Source organism: Psychromonas hadalis ATCC BAA-638 (assembly GCF_000420245.1).
Lineage (GTDB): Bacteria > Pseudomonadota > Gammaproteobacteria > Enterobacterales > Psychromonadaceae > Psychromonas > Psychromonas hadalis.
Map to the genome: position 1 here is coordinate 1 of NZ_ATUO01000028.1, position 22099 is coordinate 22099.

At 40.0% G+C, this 22099-nt stretch carries 15 protein-coding genes; 14 read left to right on the forward strand and 1 reads right to left on the reverse strand.

Annotated features, from left to right (window positions below; translation table 11 throughout):
- Window positions 1-192: 192 nt before the first annotated feature.
- Window positions 193-735 carry a 1,6-anhydro-N-acetylmuramyl-L-alanine amidase AmpD gene (gene ampD / locus G322_RS0105370; RefSeq protein ID WP_022940783.1) on the forward strand — a complete coding sequence of 181 codons (543 nt, stop codon included), beginning with the start codon at window positions 193-195 and terminating at the stop codon, window positions 733-735.
- Here ampD and G322_RS0105375 read toward each other — a convergent pair.
- Window positions 732-4091: a response regulator gene (locus tag G322_RS0105375; protein ID WP_022940784.1), complete on the reverse strand. Its 3360-nt coding sequence runs from the start codon at window positions 4089-4091 to the stop codon at window positions 732-734. The genes ampD and G322_RS0105375 overlap by 4 nt on opposite strands.
- Window positions 4092-4763: 672 nt before the next feature.
- Here G322_RS0105375 and G322_RS0105380 point away from each other — a divergent pair.
- The 13 genes from G322_RS0105380 (at window position 4764) to G322_RS0105435 (ending at window position 22060) form a co-directional block, all read left to right on the forward strand.
- Entirely contained in the window at window positions 4764-6440 is a 1677-nt protein-coding gene (locus G322_RS0105380) for an ABC transporter substrate-binding protein (protein WP_022940785.1), read from the forward strand.
- Window positions 6441-6672: 232 nt separating this feature from the next.
- Window positions 6673-7656 carry an ABC transporter permease gene (locus tag G322_RS0105385; RefSeq protein ID WP_022940786.1) on the forward strand — a complete coding sequence of 328 codons (984 nt, stop codon included), beginning with the start codon at window positions 6673-6675 and terminating at the stop codon, window positions 7654-7656.
- Window positions 7657-7660: 4 nt separating this feature from the next.
- A complete protein-coding gene (locus G322_RS0105390; protein ID WP_022940787.1) occupies window positions 7661-8707 on the forward strand; it encodes an ABC transporter permease in 1047 nt (348 codons plus the stop codon).
- Entirely contained in the window at window positions 8707-9720 is a 1014-nt protein-coding gene (locus tag G322_RS0105395) for an ABC transporter ATP-binding protein (protein WP_022940788.1), read from the forward strand. Before G322_RS0105390 ends, G322_RS0105395 begins: the two co-directional genes overlap by 1 nt.
- A gap of 26 nt (window positions 9721-9746) precedes the next feature.
- Entirely contained in the window at window positions 9747-10739 is a 993-nt protein-coding gene (locus tag G322_RS0105400) for an ABC transporter ATP-binding protein (protein ID WP_022940789.1), read from the forward strand.
- Window positions 10740-11059: 320 nt separating this feature from the next.
- Window positions 11060-12760 carry a glycoside hydrolase family 9 protein gene (locus tag G322_RS0105405; RefSeq protein ID WP_022940790.1) on the forward strand — a complete coding sequence of 567 codons (1701 nt, stop codon included), beginning with the start codon at window positions 11060-11062 and terminating at the stop codon, window positions 12758-12760.
- A gap of 105 nt (window positions 12761-12865) precedes the next feature.
- Entirely contained in the window at window positions 12866-13741 is an 876-nt protein-coding gene (locus tag G322_RS0105410; protein ID WP_022940791.1) for a glucosamine kinase nucleotide-binding domain-containing protein, read from the forward strand.
- Window positions 13742-13750: 9 nt separating this feature from the next.
- On the forward strand, window positions 13751-15661 hold the full coding sequence (locus G322_RS0105415) for a beta-N-acetylhexosaminidase (protein WP_022940792.1): 1911 nt from the start codon (window positions 13751-13753) through the stop codon (window positions 15659-15661).
- 119 nt (window positions 15662-15780) lie between these two features.
- Window positions 15781-18186, forward strand: coding sequence for a glycoside hydrolase family 94 protein (locus G322_RS0105420; RefSeq protein ID WP_022940793.1), 2406 nt, complete (start codon window positions 15781-15783; stop codon window positions 18184-18186).
- A gap of 358 nt (window positions 18187-18544) precedes the next feature.
- Window positions 18545-19957: a phosphoglucomutase/phosphomannomutase family protein gene (locus tag G322_RS0105425; protein WP_022940794.1), complete on the forward strand. Its 1413-nt coding sequence runs from the start codon at window positions 18545-18547 to the stop codon at window positions 19955-19957.
- A gap of 283 nt (window positions 19958-20240) precedes the next feature.
- Window positions 20241-20408 carry a hypothetical protein gene (locus tag G322_RS23250; RefSeq protein WP_156873918.1) on the forward strand — a complete coding sequence of 56 codons (168 nt, stop codon included), beginning with the start codon at window positions 20241-20243 and terminating at the stop codon, window positions 20406-20408.
- Between the two features lie 10 nt (window positions 20409-20418).
- Window positions 20419-21000: a glycoside hydrolase family 9 protein gene (locus G322_RS0105430; protein ID WP_156873919.1), complete on the forward strand. Its 582-nt coding sequence runs from the start codon at window positions 20419-20421 to the stop codon at window positions 20998-21000.
- A 67-nt stretch (window positions 21001-21067) separates the two neighbouring features.
- Window positions 21068-22060, forward strand: coding sequence for a LacI family DNA-binding transcriptional regulator (locus G322_RS0105435; protein ID WP_169337459.1), 993 nt, complete (start codon window positions 21068-21070; stop codon window positions 22058-22060).
- The last annotated feature ends 39 nt before the right edge of the window (window positions 22061-22099 follow it).

Genomic DNA, 22099 nt, shown 5'->3' on the forward strand with positions numbered 1-22099 from the left:
TCACCACGAAGTCGTTGCGCTACACAGAGGACACGAATAACCCCAAAACTTAGGTTTTAACTTCCTTTTTCTTTGTGCCTTCGTGGTTAAATGCTTTTGAACTTAATGTTTCGTCCTCATATTAGAATTATTAACCGTTTTCATTTATATTAATAACTCTGTGCTTTATGTTTGCTCTTTAAGGAGGCTGACTTGATTGATAAATTAGGTATTTATGGTAATGCAAAACAAATTTGTTCCCCCTATTTCAATGAACGACCTGATAATGTTGATGTTAGTTTATTAGTGATCCACTGTATTAGTTTGCCTGAAGGTATCTATGGGGGAAAACAGATAGAGCATCTTTTTACGGGCTGTTTAGATTGTAATGAGCATAAAAGCTTTGAAGATTTAAAGGGGCTTGAGGTGTCGGCACACTGCGTTATTCGTAGAGATGGTACGATTGAGCAATATGTCCCTTTTAGTAAACGTGCATGGCATGCAGGTGTTTCATGTTTTGATGGCGTTGAGGCGTGTAATGATTACTCGATTGGCATTGAGTTAGAGGGAACGGATAAATCGGTTTATACACAGGCACAATACCTTACTTTAGCAAAGGTGAGTGATGCGCTGATTAACCAGTATCCATTGCTGACAAAACAGCGAATCATTGGTCATAGTGGTATTGCACCGGGGCGTAAAAATGACCCCGGTTATCTATTTAATTGGAGTTATTACCTTAGTTTATTGCGTTAGGTTAATAACTTTTGCAGTTGTACACGCAGTTGTTCTATTTTTTCACGCTGTTTGGTTTCACTGTCACAGTTCACTAATACGTAATCGATAGTGTTGAGTACGGTACGCCACCGCGGTGTTTTGGGCAGTGTTTCTATGTGTAAATATTTATCTAGAGTACGTGTTTGCAAGGTACTTCTATCTAAATAAACACGCCATAATTGGCTATCTTCAGCAAGTTCAAATTTAGTTTTCCCACTCTCATTTTCCCAATAGTTTAAAGTTTGTGTCATTACATCCACAAGTAGTTCTCGTTTTAGATGTTTCTTGTCGTTGCCTTTCCCCTCTGCTTTATCCACTAAGCGGGTAAATTCGCCTCCCAGCTCTTTAAGGGTTTGTAGTTGCTCACGGTTGCCATCAAATGCGTAACTTGAAAGGGCATCAACGGCACTTTCTAAATTATTCATACGTTGTGCATCATAATTATTATCGGTACAAAATATCAATAATAAGTGCAAACCGGACTCTTTGGGCAGGGTAATGATAGAGGCTGTCATGCTGGTTATTTTTCCCTCTATATAGATATCTAACTCATTAACATGGTTACCTTGCTCTGGTAAACTGCGTTTTACCACGATATCTTCAAGGTTGTAGTGTTGCAACTGTTGTGGACTACGTTTAAATAATTTTCCTGCATTATGGTTTGCAAAATGAATTTTATCATCAAAGCGGATAGATAAAATAGCATCTGGGCTGTGCTCAAGCAGTGTAAAAAGGTGTGCTTGTGTTTCTAACAAGCATGCTTCAACTAACTCATGTTCTTGAAGGCTGTGTTGTAGGTGGTTATTTTGACTGGTTAATGTTTGTGTTTGTGTTGCTTGTAAGTGTGCATTAACACGTGCTGAGATCTCTTTCTGGTTAAAAGGTTTGCTGACATAATCATTTGCACCCACTTCAAAACCTCGTACTCTATCTTTACTCTGGCTTAGTGCCGTTAACATAATAATAGGCAGTGTTGCCCTGTCATGTAGCTTGCGGATTGCTTGGCACACTTCATAACCACTCATGCCAGGCATCATCACATCAAGTAATATGAGCGCGGGTTGCTCCTCTTCAATAAGTTCTAATGTTTCCTGTCCATTTATTGCTGTTTTAACGCGGTACCCTTCTAAGCGTAAAAAGCTCATTAATACTTGCAGATTAACCGCTTCATCGTCGGCAACGATTAACAGGGGAGCATCGGGATTTGTGGGCAGAGCATCGGTACTAATATTAACCTGCTGATAGGGAATAGGCGCTTGAAAGTGTTGGTTCTGGGTAAAGTTATTCTCTTTACTCTCGGTTTCTGAGGCGATAGGCAGGGTAAAGCTAAAGGTCGTACCAATTTGAGGTTGACTGCTGACATATAAATTTCCGCCCATTAGCTCAATCAATTGACGACTAATCGATAAACCTAAGCCCGCTCCTTGGCGATAATAGGGGCTATCTACGGTTGCTTGACTGAGCGGTTCGAATATCTGATCAAGTTGCGCAGAATCGATGCCGTGGCCTGTATCGATCACTTGTACTTGAATTTTATCATCAATCACTTTTGAGCAGATGATGATTTTACCTTCAACTGTGTATTTTATAGCATTGCCAATTAGGTTGTACAATACTTGCTCAAGGCGTTGCTCATCGGCTATCACCAGCGCCAGATCATCGGGAATTTGGTTAATAATGCGCAATGGTTTGTTATTAAGTAAATGTTTTGAAAGTTCTAAAACAAGGTGCACAACCGAAGACAGATCCACTGCATTTTTATTAATATAAAGGTTGCCGTAGCGCATTTTATGGTAATCAAGCAAGTCATCCACAAGGTGTGCTAAACGGTGACCACTGTTATAGATGATCTCTAGTTGGTATTGTTGTTCATTGGTTAACGTGCCATAAGCTCCTGATTTTAATGTTTCAGTGATGCCTAACATGCCATGCAACGGGGTACGTAGTTCATGTGATGTGGTCGCTAGAAACTCATCTTTAAGTTTATCGGTCAGTTGTAATTCACTGTTTTGTTGTTGAATAAGTGTAATGTTTGTTTCTAGCTCCTCTTTTTGTTCATTGATAAGCTGTAGTTTTTCCCGTACAGAGCGCTTCATGCGTGCAAAACTGATTGCTAAGCGACCAATCTCATCGTTACGCTCTGTGCCACTGACTCGCTGGTTCAGGTCACCTGCTGCAATGCGCTCTGCTATCCATGCTAAGTTTAATATCGGTGCTGTGATGGAGTTAGAAAGATAGTGAGATGCAATGATTACCATGGTCAGGGCAACCAGTAGGGTGATTAGAAAGACGCTTTCAAGTTGCCTAATACGGGCATAAGCTATTTTTTCAGGCAGTTCGATTGCCAGTGCCCATGTTTTTCCGAGTACCTTAATGGGGGTGAAAGCCGCTAATATGCTCTCTCCTTGATCATTCTTAAAACTATCAACGGAGGTGAAACCGCTGACGGCTTGTTTAATGCTTAACTCTCTTACATTTAAATTTTCACCTTTTTGAAGTTTAAGACGAGAAACTGATTTTTCATCGGTTACTAGGGTTTGCATTTTCCCCAAGTTAGATTTGGTTAGAATATGTGTTAATTGACTATTATCTAGTTTAAATAGGGCGAAACTGTGTAGGTATCCTCGCTCTTTAATTGGGGCCGCGAACCAAGCTATCTGCTTGTTTCCCTCTTTCTGAAAATCAGAAAAAACCACGGGAATCGATTTTTGTTTACTGTCCTTAGTCAGCCTAGCGATATGTCTAAAGGTATTAGCAAGTGAACTGTTTTGAAATTTTCCAGTAATAAGGTTGGTGCCATATTCACTGTTCTTTTTGGTGGAATAGACAACTGTCCCGGTCAAATTTACTAATAATATATCGCTAAAATCAGAGTTGGTGAGCAGATCAAGGTAACGGTAATGGTAACGTTTATGGATTAAGCGATAACGTTCGCTACCAGTATAGTTAGGGGCGTTACTGTCGATAAGATCATTTAACTGATCACCACTTCCTTGAATATAACGCTTCTGCGCATGTTGTTGTGCCGCCTGCTCATTATCACCTAAATGCTCAAACGCAGAAACAAGCCCATAAAAACGTCCTCCACTTGATATGCCTAACTCTGAACGTGAAAAGCTTTGTACTTGCGACTCTTGACTTTTAAAGTAGTTTTGAATTTGTAGTTGTTGATTATCACGCAGTGCGATCAGTTGAATTCTGCTCTGCTCACTTAAATCTTGGCTCTGTGTATAGAGAAAAAATAGTGAGATAAGGGTCAGAGGAATAATGCTAAGTGCAAGAAATGCAACCATAACGGTATTTTTAAGCTTTTTATTATGTTGTTTTTTATGCATTTAGTCAGTCATCAAGTTAGTTAAGGTAATGGTCAAACTCTCGTTATTATCACTCTCTCTTTATGGTTGTCGCTATCAGCTGTTGCGACGACTAAAAGGGGTGTTTTAAACGCTGATTTTAAAGTTATTTTTCCCTTGAAATCAGCAGGGAATTTACCATGAAATGCCCCCTTTTTTTAGTAAATTAACGTTTTTGTTTAAGCTATCTTATAAAGTGCGAGCAGTGTCACAACGAATCGGCAAAACTAATTGAAAAAAACAGAAAAGTTATTTTTGTTTAAAGTTTGTGATGTTTTTTAACGTGATAGTTTCTTTGTTTTTAATGTGCAAACGGTTAGTGGTTACTATCTTGTGGTGTTTTGTTTGGTGTCTTAAAGTGATCTGTGGCAACAAATAAAACTTAACTTTAACCTGCGCCATAATTTGTTTTGACGTTTTGTACGTGTCTTAATATTATATTGACGTTTTTAACGGAGGGTGGTATTGACTCTCTCCAATGAGTGGTGTTTTATGAGCGCCATAAGCCGTTCACATGAATGTTTAGTTTTATGTTTATGTGGGTTTTGACTCGGATTTGTTGATATGAATCTACTCAAGAATGAGGTCGTTCATCGTTGATAAATGTAAATACGTATAATTATTAATTGTTAGAATAATAGTAAGGATTACTAAATGTTTGCCAATTTTAAAAAAACGAAAATCACAGCGCTAGTACTAGCAGTATCTGCTACATTAGCTCCTCAAGTTGCAATCGCAGAAAAAAGTGAATTAGTTATTCACCCTAAAGAATTTCCTACGTTAATTCGTAACTTTAACCCTTTCTTGACTACAAGTAACTTACATACAACTGCTGACTTCATTTACGAGCCTTTAGTTATCTTTAACGAAATGAAAGGCAATGAGCCAGTATTTCGCTTAGCAACTGGTTTTGAAATGGCTAAAGACCTACTGTCTGTGACATTTGATATCCGTGAAGGTGTTAAATGGTCGGACGGTGAAAAATTCACTGCCGATGATGTTGTTTATACATTCAATCTGATTAAAGCGAAGAAAGGCTTAGATTTTTCTGGCGCAAACAAAGTTGTTACTTCAGTTAAAAAAATCAACGAGTACAAAGTTGAATTTAAACTTTCTGAGCCTAACTCAAATGCACCATACGATATTGTTAAAGTACCCGTTGTACCACAACATGTTTGGTCAAAAATTGATAAGCCTGAAGAGTTTTTAAATGAAAACCCAGTAGGCTCTGGTCCATTCACAGCGATTGAAACATTTACACCAACATTATACGTTCAGTGTACTGAATCAACTTATTGGGATTCAGCTAATTTAGATGTTGATTGTCTAAAAGTGCCACAAATTGCTAACAACGATCAGTTCCTTGCTAAAGCAATCAACTCTGAAATCGATTGGTCTTCAAACTTTATTCCAGATATTGATAAAACTTACGCGTCTAAAAATCCTCATCACAAATACTGGTTAACACCAGCGGGTACGCAGTCGTTCGTCATCAACTTTAAAAACCCTGATGCAGCGAAAAATGAAGCGTTAACTAACGTTGACTTCCGTCGTGCATTCTCAATGGCGATTGATCGTCAAACCATCATTGATATCGCATTCTACGGTGCGGGTGTAAAAAATGATTTCGCATCGGGTCTTGGTTACGCATTTGAGTCTTGGTCTGATGAAGCTGTACACAATAAATACAAAAAATTCAACACTTACAACGTCGAAGGTGCTAAAGCACTTCTTGCTAAAGCGGGCTTTAAAGATATAAATGATGATGGTTTTGTTGAGACGCCGTCTGGTAAGTCTTTTGTTCTTGAAATTCAATCGCCAAACGGCTGGTCTGATTTCAACAATACGGTTCAATTAGCGGTTGAAAATCTAGAAGAAGTGGGTATTCAAGCTAAAGCACGTACGCCTGATTTCGCTGTTTACAACAAAGCGATGCAAGATGCGACTTACGATGTAGCTTACACAAACTACTTCCACGGCAGTGACCCACATAAATACTGGAACAGTGCTTATAACTCTAAATTCCAAACATCTGCATCACCACGTTTTGCAATGCACCATTGGAAAAATGAGAAAGTTGATTCGTTATTGAACAGTTTCTACAAAACAGCTGACAAAGCAGAGCAAGTTAAAATCGCTCACCAAATCCAAGCGATTATCGCTGCCGACCAAGTTACGATTCCTGTGATGTCTGGTTTAAATAACTATCAATACAATACTAGCCGTTTTACTGGTTGGTGGAACGAGAAGAACCCTCAGGGTCGTCCAATGAGTTTCTCGGGCATTCCAGAGCGTCTACTTCAAGTGTTAGACTTAAAACCGGTTAAATAATCGGTTTTCGAAAGGCACACATTGTGTGCCTTTTTTAATTAAGCTTCTTTATGTTACGAGCTTGTTAAGGTGGTTAATAGTTTGTAGATTGATGGCACAATATGTGTGTGCCTTTTTTTTTCTTCCCGATTTTTATTATTATGGCAGTCTCTGTCGTGATTGATTTTTTTCCATATTCCATATCTCCACTCAAAGACAGTGGACAAAGTAATGGATTATTAAGGTGTAAGTTATGGGGTTTTTCTTAAGACGTTTATCGTTTTACTTTATTGCGTTGCTATTTGCGGCAACCTTGAACTTTATTATTCCGCGCGCGATGCCAGGTGACCCAGTTACCATGATGTTTGCAAATGCCACTTTTGAAGTGACACCAGAGCGTATCGCAGCGATGAAAGAGCTATTAGGCTTTGTAGATGGCCCTCTTTATGAGCAGTTCTTTATCTACATTAAGAGTGTATTAACATGGGACTTAGGTATTTCTGTTCAATTCTTTCCTCTCTCTGTTAACACAGTATTAGGTAATGCAGTAGGTTGGTCACTATTTTTAGCGGGTACTGCGGTACTTTTCTCATTCACCCTTGGTTCTATCTTAGGTATCTTTGCAGCATGGAGACGCGGCAGTAAGTTCGATACCATTGTTTCTCCGGGAATGTTGGTTATCCAAGCGGTACCACAAGTGGTAACAGCGATGTTATTACTGTTTATCTTTTCAATTACCTTGCGCTGGTTTCCAACCAGTTACGCATACACTGCTGGTGTAACCCCTGATTGGACAAGTTGGACGTTCCTAAAAGATGTCGCATACCATGCCGCATTGCCTTTGCTCGGTGCGTCAATTGTGCAGATAGGTGGTTTCTTAATCGCGATGCGTAACAACATGATTAACTTGTTAGGTGAAGATTATATCACCATGGCAAAAGGTAAAGGGCTTAGCGAAAACCGGATAGTATTTAATTATGCAGCACGTAATGCAATGTTACCCAGTGTCACTGCACTTTCTATGTCTTTAGGCATGGCGATTGGTGGTCAGATGATTATCGAAATCATCTTTAATTATCCAGGTCTTGGCACGGTACTACTAAACGCCATCAATGCACGTGATTACCAAGTATTACAAGGTCAATTATTGGTAATGACGCTGTTTATGTTGTTCTTTAACTTACTAGCCGACATGCTTTATGTCTTGTTAGATCCTCGCCTTCGTAAGGGAGCATAAGATTATGAAAGGTATTTTAAACATATTGAAAAATAACAATAAAGCGTTATTTGGTTCAGTTATTTTATTCATGTTTATTTTTGTAGCGGTGTTTGCGCCGTTATTAACAGACCATGTACCAAACAAACGCACGGGTAATCCACATGAATACCCAAGTCCGATTGTTAAAATTGCCCAAGCTTCTCCAGATGGTTGGGTTGCACAAAATTTAGCCGACGACAAACGTACCCTGTTAATGTCTAAAAAAGCAGAGCATGTGATGGGAACATCACGTATGGGTCGTGATATTTGGGCGCAACTTGCGTACGGTGCGCGTGTTTCTCTGGGTGTAGGTTTTGGTGCAGGTATTGTTGTGTGTTTCTTAGCAACGGTTATCGGTATCTCTGCGGGTTATTTTGGTGGGCGAGTTGATGATATTCTCTCGGCAGCCATGAACGTAATGCTAGTTATTCCGCAGTATCCTTTGTTGTTTGTATTAGCTGCATTTATCGGTGAGGCAGGGCCACTAACCATTGCGCTAATTATCGGTTTCACGTCCTGGGCATGGGGGGCGCGTGTCATACGTGCGCAAACAATGTCTATTAGTGAAAAAGAATTTGTAAAAGCAGCTGAAGTATTAGGTGAGTCGCGTATACGTATTATCTTTGTTGAGATTCTACCAAACCTTATCTCTATCGTCGGTGCAAGTTTCATCGGTTCAGTCATGTATGCAATCATGATGGAAGCAACGATTTCGTTCTTAGGTCTGGGTGACCCGGGTACAATCAGTTGGGGTATCATGCTTTATAACGTGCAAACATCATCTTCAATGTTGATTGGCGCATGGTGGGAACTATTAGCACCTTGTATGGCACTGATTACGCTTTCTATTGGTCTGGCAATGCTTAACTTTGCAGTTGATGAAATTGCGAACCCACAACTACGTTCAAACCCAGGTATGAAACGTTTTGAGAAGATGCAAAGAGCAGATAAAAAAGCTCGTGCAGCACATGTAAAAGCAGAGCCACCACACTTTGTTGGTGAAAAAGATTTAGCAAGCGGGGCAAAATAATGACTATTCCACAAATTTCAATCCGCAACCTATGTGTTGATTATATTACTGAAGCAGGTGATGTACGCGCGGTAAATAATGTAAGTTTCGATATCGGTAAAGGCGAAGTATTTGGTTTAGCAGGCGAGTCTGGTTGTGGTAAATCAACCATCGCATTTGCACTGATGCGTTTGCATAAGCCACCTGCATTTATCAGTGGCGGTGAAGTGCTGTTCGCTGATGACGAGGGTAAACAACAAGATATTCTGCAACTCAGTGATGGTGAGATGACTATCTTCCGTTGGAGTCAGATGTCAATGGTATTTCAAAGTGCGATGAATGCATTGAACCCTGTTATTCCAATTGTTGACCAATTTACAGACGTAATCATGCGCCATACTAATAAAACCAAGTATGAAGCGGTTAAACGTGCTGAGCAGTTATTACAAATTGTAGATATTCATCCAAATCGTTTAACAGATTATCCTCATCAGTTTTCGGGGGGTATGCGTCAGCGTTTGGTTATTGCGATTGCATTAGCGCTTAATCCAAAACTAATCATTATGGATGAGCCAACAACAGCACTTGATGTCGTTGTGCAACGTGAAATTTTACAAAAAATATACGCATTAAAAGAAGAGTTTGGTTTTTCAATTTTGTTCATTACCCATGATTTATCGCTAATGGTTGAGTTCTCAGACCGTATCGGCATCATGTATTCTGGTCAGTTAATTGAAGTGGCTTCTGCAAAAGAGATTTTGAAAAATCCGTACCACCCATATACACATGGTTTAAGTAACTCTTTTCCATCGTTAACGGGTCCGAAAAAAGAGCTAATTGGTATTCCTGGTAATCCACTTAACTTGTTAGATATACCCACTGGTTGTCGTTTCCAAGCGCGTTGTACGCGTGTAGAAGAGGTTTGTCGTACTAAAGAAAACCCACTTCGTGACATTGAAAATGGCCATATGTCTAACTGTCATTTGGCAGTTGCTGGTGAATCTATTGGTATTGCTGAAGTGACAACGGCTTAATAGCGGATTGTAAGAAGGATAAAATTATGAGTGAAAAATACGGTGAATTACTGGTTGAAGGCAAGAATATTGTTAAAGACTTCAAAGTAAGCAGTAATGCGTTAAAACAACCAATGATGCGTGCTTCAAATGACGTTTCATTTAAAATGTATAAAAGTCGTGGTATGGCCGTTGTGGGTGAGTCTGGCTCTGGCAAGTCTACTATCGCTAAAATGATTGCAAAAATGTATGCCCCTACATCGGGTCAAATTATCTATAAAGGCCGTGATATTCAAACTATCACCAAGCATGCCGATTTGATGAAATACCGTGAAGGTGTACAGATGGTATGGCAAGACCCGTTTGGTTCTTTGAACCCAACACATAATATTTTTCATCATATTGCGCGCCCACTAAAGATCCACAAAAAAGTAACACCGGGTAACAAAAAAGAGTTGGAAGAGAAGGTTTATGAACTGCTTGATCAAGTTGGTTTGAACCCCGCTAAAGAAACTGCGGCTAAGTTTCCGCATCAGCTTTCTGGTGGTCAACGCCAACGTGTTAACTTAGCACGTAACATTGCTGTAGGTGCTGAAGTTGTATTAGCTGATGAACCAACATCAATGTTAGATGTTTCGATTCGTGCGGGTGTATTGAATCTGATGCAAAAGATGAAGTTTGAGCGTGAAATGTCACTGCTTTATATTACTCATGATATTGCAACTGCACGTTATATTGCTGAAGATCTCTCTGTTATGTATGTCGGTCACATGGTTGAATGGGGTGATACCGATGAGATAATCCATCGTCCACAGCATCCCTATACGCAGTTATTGATCTCTGCAGTGCCAGATCCAAGCAAATCAATTCATACCAAGCTGGAAGGTAACAAAGGTGAGATTCCTCTTTGGACGCCTGATTCAATTGGTTGTCCGTTTGCTGGACGTTGTTTACATGCAACATCTCGCTGTAAAGATGAGATGCCAGAAGTGAAACAGCTTGCTGAAAACCATTTTGTTCGTTGTCATTTACACGAATAGGAGAGATGTCTATTACGTTGCAAGGGGTACTTTGCAACAATTACCAATTTCCACGAGGTAATAATAATACCAATGAAATTAATGAAGTGATCAAGTATTGCGCAGGAAAAATTAACGCTAGCAAGGCGTGAGTTGCAGGAGATAGTTGTTCTCACTTCAATACTCACAACGTAGGTAGAAGGAATTTTAACAAGCAAGACTGATCACATTTTAGTTTCTTTGATATGGACATCGACTCACCGCTCAACTCTCCTTAGAGTGGTGAAATTATTATCCCTGAGCATTTTGCTCGGGGATCTTTTTTTAAGGGGTTAAGTTAAGTGAAAATACTTACCAATCATATCGGTTATGAATGTGCGGGCGCGAAGCAAGCCGTCTTACAAACTGCAACACATTTTAAATTCTCTCAAGTCGAATTAGTGTCTGCCACTAACTTCGAAGTCGTTAAACAGCTGTCTATTTTATCCTCTGGTGCCGTTGACCAATGGTCTCTGGGGCATTTTCACACGGTGGACTTTTCTGATTTTCAAACCGCTGGGCATTATTTTTTACGTTGTGGAAATAGCCAATCTCATCCTTTTGAAATTGGCAACGGTCTCTTAATGACACACTGTTTCTCTGATATTTTGCACTATTTTAAAGGGCAACGCTGTGGCGGAATTTATGATCAACACGATAAACAAGCCCCTGTTTTAGGCAGTGATAAAGTCGTTGATGTATCAGGTGGTTGGTATGACGCGTCTGGCGATTTGAGTAAATATTTTAGCCATCTCTCTTTTGCAAACTATATGAATCCACAGCAGATCCCAATGATTGTGTGGAATATGTTTAAAGGATTAGATCTGCTTAAAGGCAATGAACAATTTGCCAAATATTCCGCGGTGCGTTTACAAGAGGAAGCCATTTTTGGTGCTGATTTCTTAACGCGTATGCTCAGCACTGAGGGTTATTTTTATATGACCGTGTTTGATAAGTGGAGTAAAGATCCTAAGCAACGTGATCTCTGTGCTTATGAGAAACAATCAGGGGATAAAACCGAAAGTTATCAAGCCGCCTTTCGTCAAGGTGCGGGTATTGCCATCGCCTCACTTGCCGTTGCCTACCGTAAACCAATGGGGGGGGCATTCAGTGCTGAACAATATTTAACGGCCGCTGAAGATGCTTATTGGCACTTGATTGATCATAATAAAAGCTACTGTGATAATGGCGAAGAGAACATTATTGATGAATATTGTGCCTTGATTGCTGCCGTTGAGCTTTATAAAAGCTGTGCAGATGAAAAATATCTGCAACAGGCGCGTAGTTGGGCTGAAAAGTTGATGAAACGTCAGCAGTCTGATGATTTACAAAACAATTTTTGGTCAGCAAACAGTGATGGTTCACGTCCCTATTTCCATGGTGCAGAAGCAGGATTACCTGTGATTGCACTGACTCAGTATTTAGCGATAGAGCAAGACAGTGAGTTACAGTCAAAAACAGAGCAAGTTATTACCCACGCTCTGAAATTTGAGTTGGCGATCAGTGCCGAAGTGTTTAACCCATTTTGTTACCCGCGTCAGTATGTGAAAGGGCTCGATGAGGCCAAACGCAGTGCATTTTTTATTAGTCATCATAATGAGAGTGGTTATTGGTGGCAGGGTGAAAATGCACGTTTAGGCTCGCTAGCAACGATGGTACATTTGGTTAAACCTTTTATTAAAGACAAGCAGTTAAATACGTCATTAGATGTTTTTGCGCAATCTGCTTTGAACTGGATTGTTGGTTTGAACCCTTATGACATGTGTATGTTAGATGGCATTGGTTTTAATAACCCTGATTACTTGCCTGAGCTGGGTTTCTTTAATGCCAAAGGGGGGGTGTGTAACGGTATAACAGGTGGCTTTGATAATGAACTCGATATTGCTTTTAACCCTGATGGGCAAAAAAACGATATCTTGCAAAATTGGCGCTGGGGTGAGCAGTGGATCCCGCACGGTGGCTGGTTTATGTTAGCGATTATGGCACAATTTTCGACACGCTAGTTTGAGCTAAATGTTGAGTAGCATAAAACAATTGAGAACGTTCCCACTCTTTGTTTTATAGTTTACGATTACGTATAATTTATCCGTAATAGAGAGAAATTTAATATGACACAATGGACAGTTGGTATTGATGGTGGTGGCACTTCTTGTCGCGCACGTATCTGTAATACACAAGGCGAAACACTGAGCGACGCTAAAACAGGTAGCGCAAATATCTTGTTAGGTGTTGAAGTGGCGATGACTTCAATCATTGAAGCGATCACCTTGGCTGCTGTTGAGGCTGGATTAACTAAAAAACAGTTTAGCGACATGCATGTTGGTTTAGCACTTGCGGGTGCAGAGCAAAAATCTGCTTGGCTTGCGTTCATGAAACTGCCACATCCCTTTGCAAGTTTCACCTTAAATACTGATGCTTATGGCGCATGTTTAGGTGCGCATAATGGCAGTGATGGCGCAATTATGATCGTAGGTACTGGCTCATGTGGCATATTAATTAAAGATGGCGAACAGCATATTGTGGGTGGCCGTGAATTTCCAATCTCTGACCAAGGTGGTGGTGCTATCACTGGTTTACGCCTGATTCAACATGTTTTATTAGCTTATGATGGTATTAAAGCGCGCAGTGACTTAGTGGATCATGTATTGGATCATTTTCATAATGACCTTGACCAGATTGTTGATTGGTCTAAATCGGCGCGCCCATGTGATTACGGTCAGTTCTCGCCTGCTATTTTCAAATATGCTAAAGCGGGTGATCGTGTTGCGATTGATCTGCTTAAACAGTGTGCGAATGATATCGATTTGTTTTTATTGGCACTTCATAAACGTGGCGCAACTAAAATTGCGTTAATGGGCAGTATCGGAGAACGCATTGTTGAGTGGTTAGAGCCGACGGTAAAACCATGGCTTGTTGCACCGCAAGGTGATGCCATGGATGGGGCATTGATGATGGCGGCTAAACCTGAACATAATTTATATTAAGGAATTGATATGAGTAACTACTCTATTGATGTTGCTGTTGTAGATAATAAAGAGATGTTAATTGCGTTGACGATTAATAACTTAACCGATAAACCCCTTTGTGAGTGGTTATTGACCTTAGATTTTGCACGTTTTATCTACCCAGAAAGCTTAACAAAAGGCTTTGTAGAGCAAGTGGGCACTTATACTGAGATTAAACCTATTGATGGTGACGTGATTGCGCCAAAAAGTAGCTATCAAATTCAGTTTAAAATTAAATCTGCTCCTTTCACAAACTATGAATGTGGTATTAGAGAGGCTTATTTCAGCACGGCAAGTGATAACTTTAAAGCTCATCATGCAATTTCACTCTCTAAAATTCAGCTACCGTTACCTGAATCAAAAGTCATTGATAAAATCACGGTAAAAGAATCTGATATTGCTGTTATTCCTAAAGTAAACAAGCTACAAAAATTATCCGGTGAGCTTAGCCTCAATAATAAGTTAACGTTCAGCGTAAACAGTGATGTTTCTTCATTGGCATCTGCTTGGTTAGTCGATGAGTTAAGTTATGTTTCAACCGTCACAGAAGCTAAAAACGACATGGCTAACATTCAATTTGTTACTGAAAAGTCACTGAGCAAAAGTGAATACCAACTTACGATTAACAGTAGTAATATAAAGATAAAAGCATCTTCAGAAGTAGGTTTTATTCACGCGGTAGCCACACTGTTACAGCTTGTTAAACCGCAAAAAGATAACCAATACAGTGTTGCTTGTGTAGAGATAAATGATAAACCTCGGTTTGATTACCGTGGTTTGATGCTCGATTGTGCGCGTCATTTCCACTCAATAAAAACGGTTAAACGTCTGATTAATCAGATGGCAACTTACAAGTTAAATTATTTTCATTGGCACTTTACCGATGATGAAGCTTGGCGTTTACAGATTAATGCGTTTCCACAACTAACTGATATTGGTGCATGGCGTGGGCCGGGTACAACATTGTCACCTCAGTTTTCACACCTCAGTGAAAAGTATGGTGGTTTTTATACACAAGCGGAAATTCGTGATGTGATTGAATACGCCACTGCGCGCGGTATTACCATCATTCCTGAAATTGATATACCGGGGCATTGTCGTGCTGCCCTTAAATCGTTACCTGAGTTATTGATTGATAGCGATGACAAGTCACAATATCGCAGTATTCAAGCATATACAGACAATATTTTATCGCCTGCTCTGGCGGGAACCTACCAGTTTTTAGATAAAGTGATTGATGAAGTGTGTGCACTGTTTCCATCAGCTTATATCCATATTGGCGCTGATGAAGTACCAAAAGGTGTTTGGACGGCAAGCGAAAAATGCCAAGCCTTGATGGTAGAACAAGGCTACAGCGATGAGATGGAACTACAGGGGCATTTGCTTCGCCACGTAGAAAATCGACTCAAAAGCAACGGTAAACGTATGCTGGGTTGGGAAGAGGTTAAGTTTGGTGACAAGGTCAGTAAAGAGACCATTGTTTATGCATGGATAAACGAAGAGGCTGCCCTTGAGTGTGTTAAAAGTGGTTTTGATGTGGTGATGCAGCCAAGTAAATATACCTACTTTGATATTGTGCAAGATTATAGTCATGACGAATTAGGCGTTGATTGGGCGGGCACATTGCCACTGGAATTAGCGTATTGCTATGAGCCCTTAGCAGAACTTAAAAATGACGACCCACTACGCCAACATATATTAGGTGTGCAGTGCGCGTTATGGTCGGAAGTGGTACTAGACCAAGATAGAATTGATCACATGTTCTTCCCACGATTACTTGCAAGTGCAGAAGTTTCATGGTCGTTGCCACAAGATAAAAATTGGCAGGATTTCTGCGCACGTTTACAGGGGCAAAAAGCCTACTTTAAACGTAATAAAATAAATTTTAGACAGTTTTAAAAGCAGGTAAAACGGGGTAACTATTTTAATAGATAATCATATATCTATAAATTGTGCACAATAATAATTTTTAATTGAATATTTAATAGAAATGTTTCATAACTTTGTAAGGAAATAAAATGAAATACGGTTTTTTTGATGATGCAAACAGAGAGTACGTAATAACGCGTCCTGATACACCAGCTCCGTGGACAAACTATTTAGGGACTGAAAAATTCTGTACGGTTATCTCTCATAATGCAGGCGGTTACTCATTCTACAACTCTCCAGAGTACAACCGTGTCACTAAATTTCGTCCAAATGCGTCATTTGACCGTCCGGGACACTATGTTTACCTACGTGATGATGAAACGGGCGATTACTGGTCTATCTCATGGCAGCCTGTGGCAAAAAGTTTAGACGAAGCAAGTTACGAAATTCGTCATGGTCTTTCATACTCTAAATTCAAATGTGAATATAACGGTATTACTGCAACCAAAACATTGTTCGTACCCAAAGGCGAAGATTGTGAAGTGTGGGATGTGACCATTGAAAATACCGGTGACAAGCCACGTATTATCTCTGCATTCTCATTTGTTGAGTTCTCTTTCTCACACATTCAATCAGATAACCAAAACCACCAGATGTCTTTGTACTCTGCGGGTACATCATACAAAGATGGCGTGATTGAATACGATCTTTTCTACAACACGGATGATTTTGAAGGTTACTACTACCTTGCTGCAACATTTGACCCAGATTCATACGATGGTCAACGTGATGCATTCTTAGGCCGTTACCGTGACGAGTCAAACCCAATTGCGGTTGAAAATGGCAAGTGTTCTAACACGGCGCAAACATGTAATAACCATTGTGGCTCTTTACATAAGCAATTCACCATTGCACCAGGCGAAAAAGTACGTTTCGCATTTGTATTAGGTCTAGGTAAAGGTAACGGCGAACGTTTACGTAAGAAATACCAAGATTTATCAAACGTTGATGCAGCATTCCAAGGCATTCTTGATCATTGGGAAGAGCGTTGTAGTAAATTCCAAGTTAAATCACCCAATGCAGGTCTTGATTCAATGATCAACACTTGGACGTTATACCAAGCTGAAACATGTGTTGTTTGGTCGCGTTTTGCATCGTTCATCGAAGTAGGTGGTCGTACAGGTTTAGGTTACCGTGATACCGCGCAAGACGCTATCTCAGTGCCGCATTCTAACCCAACAATGACACGTAAGCGTTTAGTTGATCTTCTACGTGGCCAAGTTAAAGAGGGTTACGGACTTCACTTGTTTGATCCTGATTGGTTTGATCCAGAGAAAAAAGATGTTGTTCCTTCTAAATCGCCAACAGTCGTGCCAACGCCATCTGATGATGACAAGATTCATGGTATCGAAGATACCTGTTCTGATGATCACCTATGGATTGTGCCAACAATCTGTAAATATGTGATGGAAACGGGCGAAGAGAGTTTCTTTGATGAAGTGATTCCTTACGCAAATGGCACAGAAGCAACGGTTTACGACCATATGAAAGCCGCACTCGATTTCTCTGCAAAATACGTTGGCCAAACAGGTATCTGTAAAGGGTTGCGCGCCGATTGGAATGATTGCTTAAACCTGGGTGGCGGTGAGTCCGCAATGGTTTCTTTCCTTCATTACTGGGCACTTCAAGAGTTTATCGACCTTGCTAAGCACTTAGGTAAAACCGATGACGTTGCGAAATACACGGCAATGGCCGAAGGCGTGCAAAAAGCATGTGAAGAAGTACTTTGGGATGACGAAGGTGGTTGGTACATCCGTGGTATTACCAAAAAAGGTGAAAAAATCGGAACGGCACAACAAACTGAAGGTCGCATCCATTTAGAGTCAAACACACTAGCAGTACTTTCTGGTGCGGTTTCTCAAGCGCGTGGCGAACGTGCCATGGACAGCGTTGATGAACACCTGTTCTCTGAATTTGGTCTGCACTTAAACTCACCATCATTCACAACACCTAACGATGATATCGGTTTTGTAACGCGTGTATACCCGGGCATTAAAGAGAATGGCGCCATCTTCTCGCATCCAAACCCTTGGGCTTGGGTTGCTGAAGCGAAACTGGGTCGTGGCGATCGTGCGATGAAGTTCTACGATGCACTTAACCCATACAACCAAAATGACAACATGGATCAACGTGTTGTTGAACCCTACTCATACGTACAGTTTATCAATGGACGTGATCACGTCGATCACGGCCGTGCTAACCACCCGTGGTTAACAGGGACTTCAGGTTGGGCTTACTTCGCAGTAACTAACTTTATTCTCGGAGTGCGTTTAAGCTTTGATGGCTTAATCGTTGATCCATGTATTCCAACTGATTGGCCTGGTTTTGAAGTTTCACGTCAATGGCGTGATGCAACATTCAAAATCGAAGTTAAAAACCCGAACAAAGTCAGTAAAGGTGTTAAATCTATTACCTTAAACGGTGTTGTTGTTGAAGGTCCAATCCCAGTACAAGCTGCGGGTTCTATCAACAGCGTTATCGTTACAATGGGTTAAGAATTAATTGCTGTGTGTGTGAGGACTTGAACCACCTTCATGCACATGGTGATTAACTTAGGATTGGCTTCAACATTACTTGTGATTTTGTTTTTAAAATAGCCAGTCATTTAGGATTGGCTTTAATATTACTTGCGATTTTGTTTTTAAAATAGCCAGTCATTTAAGGCTTTTTAGAAACAATTTATCGCAGTTATTTTGTAACGATTCCTTAGGCTTTTTAGAAACAATTTATCGTAGTTATTTTGTAACGATTCCTTATTACTTTTTATATTTAAAAGGGAGCTTTTGCTCCCTTTCTCAGTAGAAATCTATTATAAAACTATTCAAAAGCTATTAATATAATACGGAGATTCAAATGGTTAAGTTCGGAACAGGCGGTTGGCGTTCAATTATTGGTGACGAGTTCACTAAAGCTAATGTATGCCTAGTAGCACAATCAATTGCTAATATCATGATCGAAGAGAAGGTGACAGAAAAAGGCTTTGTTATCGGTTTTGACCGTCGTTTTCTTTCAGACAAAGCATCAAAATGGTTTGCAGAAGTATTAGCAGGCAATGGTATTAAAGTCAGTTACATTGCTCGTTTTGTACCGACACCGATTGTTATGTATCAAGCAAAAGAGATGGGTTGTATCTATTCTGCGTGTATTACTGCATCGCATAATCCTGCTGATTACAACGGTATTAAAGTCTTTATCGAAGGCGGTCGTGATGCTGATGAAATTATCACACAGAAAATTGAGCAGCAGATGCCTGCGATTAAAGAAAGCGACATTAAAGCGCTCGATTTTGATAAAGCAGTTGAAGCCGGATCAGTGGTTATCATTAACCCAATGAATGCTTTTGTTGATTCAGTACTTGCATTGCTTGATGTTGATGCAATTAAACAAGCAAATCTACGTGTACTTATCGACCCAATGTTCGGTGTGGCTAAAAATGCACTACAAACCGTATTAATCACGGGTCGTTGTGATGTTGATGTGATCAACGATGGTGAAAATCCAGGATTTGGTGGTTTAATGCCGTCACCTTCTGCTGCCACGCTTTACCAACTGAAACACCTTGTAGTACGTGGTGGTTACGATGTGGGTATCGGCACTGATGGTGATGCAGATCGTATCGGTATTATTGATGAGAAAGGTAACTTTGTTCACCCGAATGAGATCCTGATCCTTCTTTATTATTATCTGATTAATTATAAAAAACAGACAGGCTCTGTGGTGCGTAACATCGCTACAACACATATTTTGGATAAAATTGCGGCTGATAACGGTCAAAAATCATTTGAAGTGCCTGTTGGTTTTAAACATGTCAGCTCACAAATGGAAGCGGATGATTCTTTAATCGGTGGTGAAAGCTCAGGTGGCCTGACTATTCGTGGCCATATCAAAGGTAAAGACAGTGTGTTTGCTGCTAGCTTACTCGTTGAAATGATCGCTGTTTCTGGCAAGAAAATCTCTGAATTGTTAACTGAGATTTACGATAAGTACGGTTACACTTTTACTGCTGAAGGTGATTGCACCTTTAAAGCAGAAGAAAAAGAAGTTATCTACAACAAGATTTACGTAGAAAAATCACTGCCTGAGTTTGAGTTTGAGATTGAGAAAGTAAGCTATGCTGACGGTCTTAAAGTGTACTTCAAAAATGGTGGTTGGATGATCGCACGTTTCTCAGGTACTGAGCCGCTATTGCGTATCTTCTCTGAGATGAAAGATAAAACAACGGCTGAAGGTATTGTTAATCAAATGAAGCAGTTCTTAGCGCTTTAATGAGAACCTGTCAATAAAATGCTAAATAAAAAAATCCCCAAGTAGTTAGACTGCTTGGGGATTTTTGTTATCCGTCTTACTGTGATACCTCATTCAAAAAATATGCACTGAGAAATGGTAAAACATAATAAAAACTTTGTGCGATATGATCTACATGCCCACTATTAAATTCAATTAACTTAACGGGGTATCCATCTGCCTGTCTTTGTTTGAAAAAATCACGGCTTGTTTGGATGAAATCCTCTTTTAGGCCAACATCAAATGCTAAGTTAACTCCCTTGTTGTGACTAAACAATTGCGTTATAAGCAGATTGCTATTGCATGTGTTACCTCATTAATTAAGCGTTTAACTTACGATGAAAACTTTTATGCTTGGCTCAGTGTTGACCATCTTAGTCAGCGCCCCTATTTCCATGCTGCCGAAGAGGAGTTGCTATGTTACACTTTTTAGAGGTTGTTGATTGCGAATAGGATTTAATTGCCAAGGTACATTCTACGCTACAACAGGTGAGTGCATTTTATTGCAAGATTACGACGAAGTGAATAGCCCATTTAGTTATCCGCGCATGTATAAAATGACCAGTAGCAGTATAAAAGCGAGTAGTTTTTTCTATCCTCATCAGAATGAATCTGGTTATTGGTGTCAGGGTGAAAATGCACGGCTAGCTTCATTAACCACTGCTTTTCGATTGTTGCTGAAAATGCAAATATTAGAGAAGCTATTACAGAAAAAACTATCACTTTTTGCTCAAAGTTTATTGGATTGGATTTTAGGTAAAAACCCAATGAATATCTGTATGTTAAAGGGGGTGGGTTATCATAATCCTCCTGAGTTTGACTCTTTTCATGAAAGTGTCAAAGGGGGGATCTGCAATGGAATCACTTCGGGTCTGTGGGACGAAGTAGCATCGCTTTTTTACCCACGCATGATCCAAATCATGCGTGGCGTTGGAGCGAACAGTGGTTACCACATAGTGCTTGGTTTTTACTCGCAATTTGTAGCTGATTTTGGTTATAATAAAGATAATAAAGGGCTAATTTAAAGCCCTTTTTTTGTTTTAAATGAGCTTTAATAGCGACGGCTTAAGTCATTACAAAAAAGAAGATATTATGGTTACCATCAAACAAGTTTCAGCCCTTTCTGGTGTTTCAAAATCAACTGTTTCACGTGTTATTGCTCATAACGGTGCTGTTTCGAAAAAATCACGAAAAAAAGTAGATGCCGCTATTTTAGAGCTCGGTTACCGTCCCAATAGTTTTGCGCGTAGTTTGAAAAGTAATAAATCAAACATCGTGGGGATAGTGGTAGTCAATATGGGCAGTGCGTTCTATGCAGAGGTATTAGGAGGCATTCAAAAAGCATTTGATGGTAGCGATAAACATCTCATGGTAAGCAGTGGTTACGGTGATAAAGAGACTGAATTTGAAACCATTAGCTCACTGATAGACAGGCAATGTGATGGTTTATTACTGTTTTTAGAGAGTGACTTTAGTCGCGATGAGATTCATAAATTATGTAATCGAGATATTCCTATTGTTTTAATGGGAAGAGACGGTATTCCTTATGGTTATAATTCGGTACAGGTTGATAACAAAACAGGTGGAACGGTTGCTATTATGAGTCTTATTGAGGCTGGTAGACGCAAAATAGTACATCTTGCAGGGCCACAAAACCTTGCTGATGCACGTGATCGTCTGGACAGTTTTTGGCAAGCCATTGAGCAATCGGATATAAATAAAAGTCACTGTTGCGTTATTGTCGGCCCTTACACAGAAGCGTTTGGTTATCAGAGTACTAAAGCGTTATTAGCAGAGGGTGTCGACTTTGATGCTATCTGCGCAGGAGATGATGAAATTGCTGCGGGTGTGTATATGGCACTGCGTGAAGCGGGTAAAAAAATTCCTGAAGATATCGCTGTGATTGGTTACGATGATAATTTCCATGCGCGTCATATGTACCCTCCGTTAACCTCTGTGTGCCAACCGATTGAAACATTAGGGCTACAAGCAGGAAAGATGTTGGTTACCATGATGCAGGGCGAGCAGAGTGCCAATATTAATATGGTATTAGGTGCTACGTTGGTGGAGCGTGAGTCGATTTAGAGTTGCTTTGACTGCTCTAAAAAACTCACTACATCTTTA

Coding starts and splice junctions, on each gene's coding strand:
- G322_RS0105375 (WP_022940784.1), bottom strand. CDS start 4,091: ATGCATAAAAAACAACATAATAAAAAGCTTAAAAATACCGTTATGGTT.
- G322_RS0105380 (WP_022940785.1), top strand. CDS start 4,764: ATGTTTGCCAATTTTAAAAAAACGAAAATCACAGCGCTAGTACTAGCA.
- G322_RS0105385 (WP_022940786.1), top strand. CDS start 6,673: ATGGGGTTTTTCTTAAGACGTTTATCGTTTTACTTTATTGCGTTGCTA.
- G322_RS0105390 (WP_022940787.1), top strand. CDS start 7,661: ATGAAAGGTATTTTAAACATATTGAAAAATAACAATAAAGCGTTATTT.
- G322_RS0105395 (WP_022940788.1), top strand. CDS start 8,707: ATGACTATTCCACAAATTTCAATCCGCAACCTATGTGTTGATTATATT.
- G322_RS0105400 (WP_022940789.1), top strand. CDS start 9,747: ATGAGTGAAAAATACGGTGAATTACTGGTTGAAGGCAAGAATATTGTT.
- G322_RS0105410 (WP_022940791.1), top strand. CDS start 12,866: ATGACACAATGGACAGTTGGTATTGATGGTGGTGGCACTTCTTGTCGC.
- G322_RS0105415 (WP_022940792.1), top strand. CDS start 13,751: ATGAGTAACTACTCTATTGATGTTGCTGTTGTAGATAATAAAGAGATG.
- G322_RS0105420 (WP_022940793.1), top strand. CDS start 15,781: ATGAAATACGGTTTTTTTGATGATGCAAACAGAGAGTACGTAATAACG.
- G322_RS0105425 (WP_022940794.1), top strand. CDS start 18,545: ATGGTTAAGTTCGGAACAGGCGGTTGGCGTTCAATTATTGGTGACGAG.
- G322_RS0105435 (WP_169337459.1), top strand. CDS start 21,068: ATGGTTACCATCAAACAAGTTTCAGCCCTTTCTGGTGTTTCAAAATCA.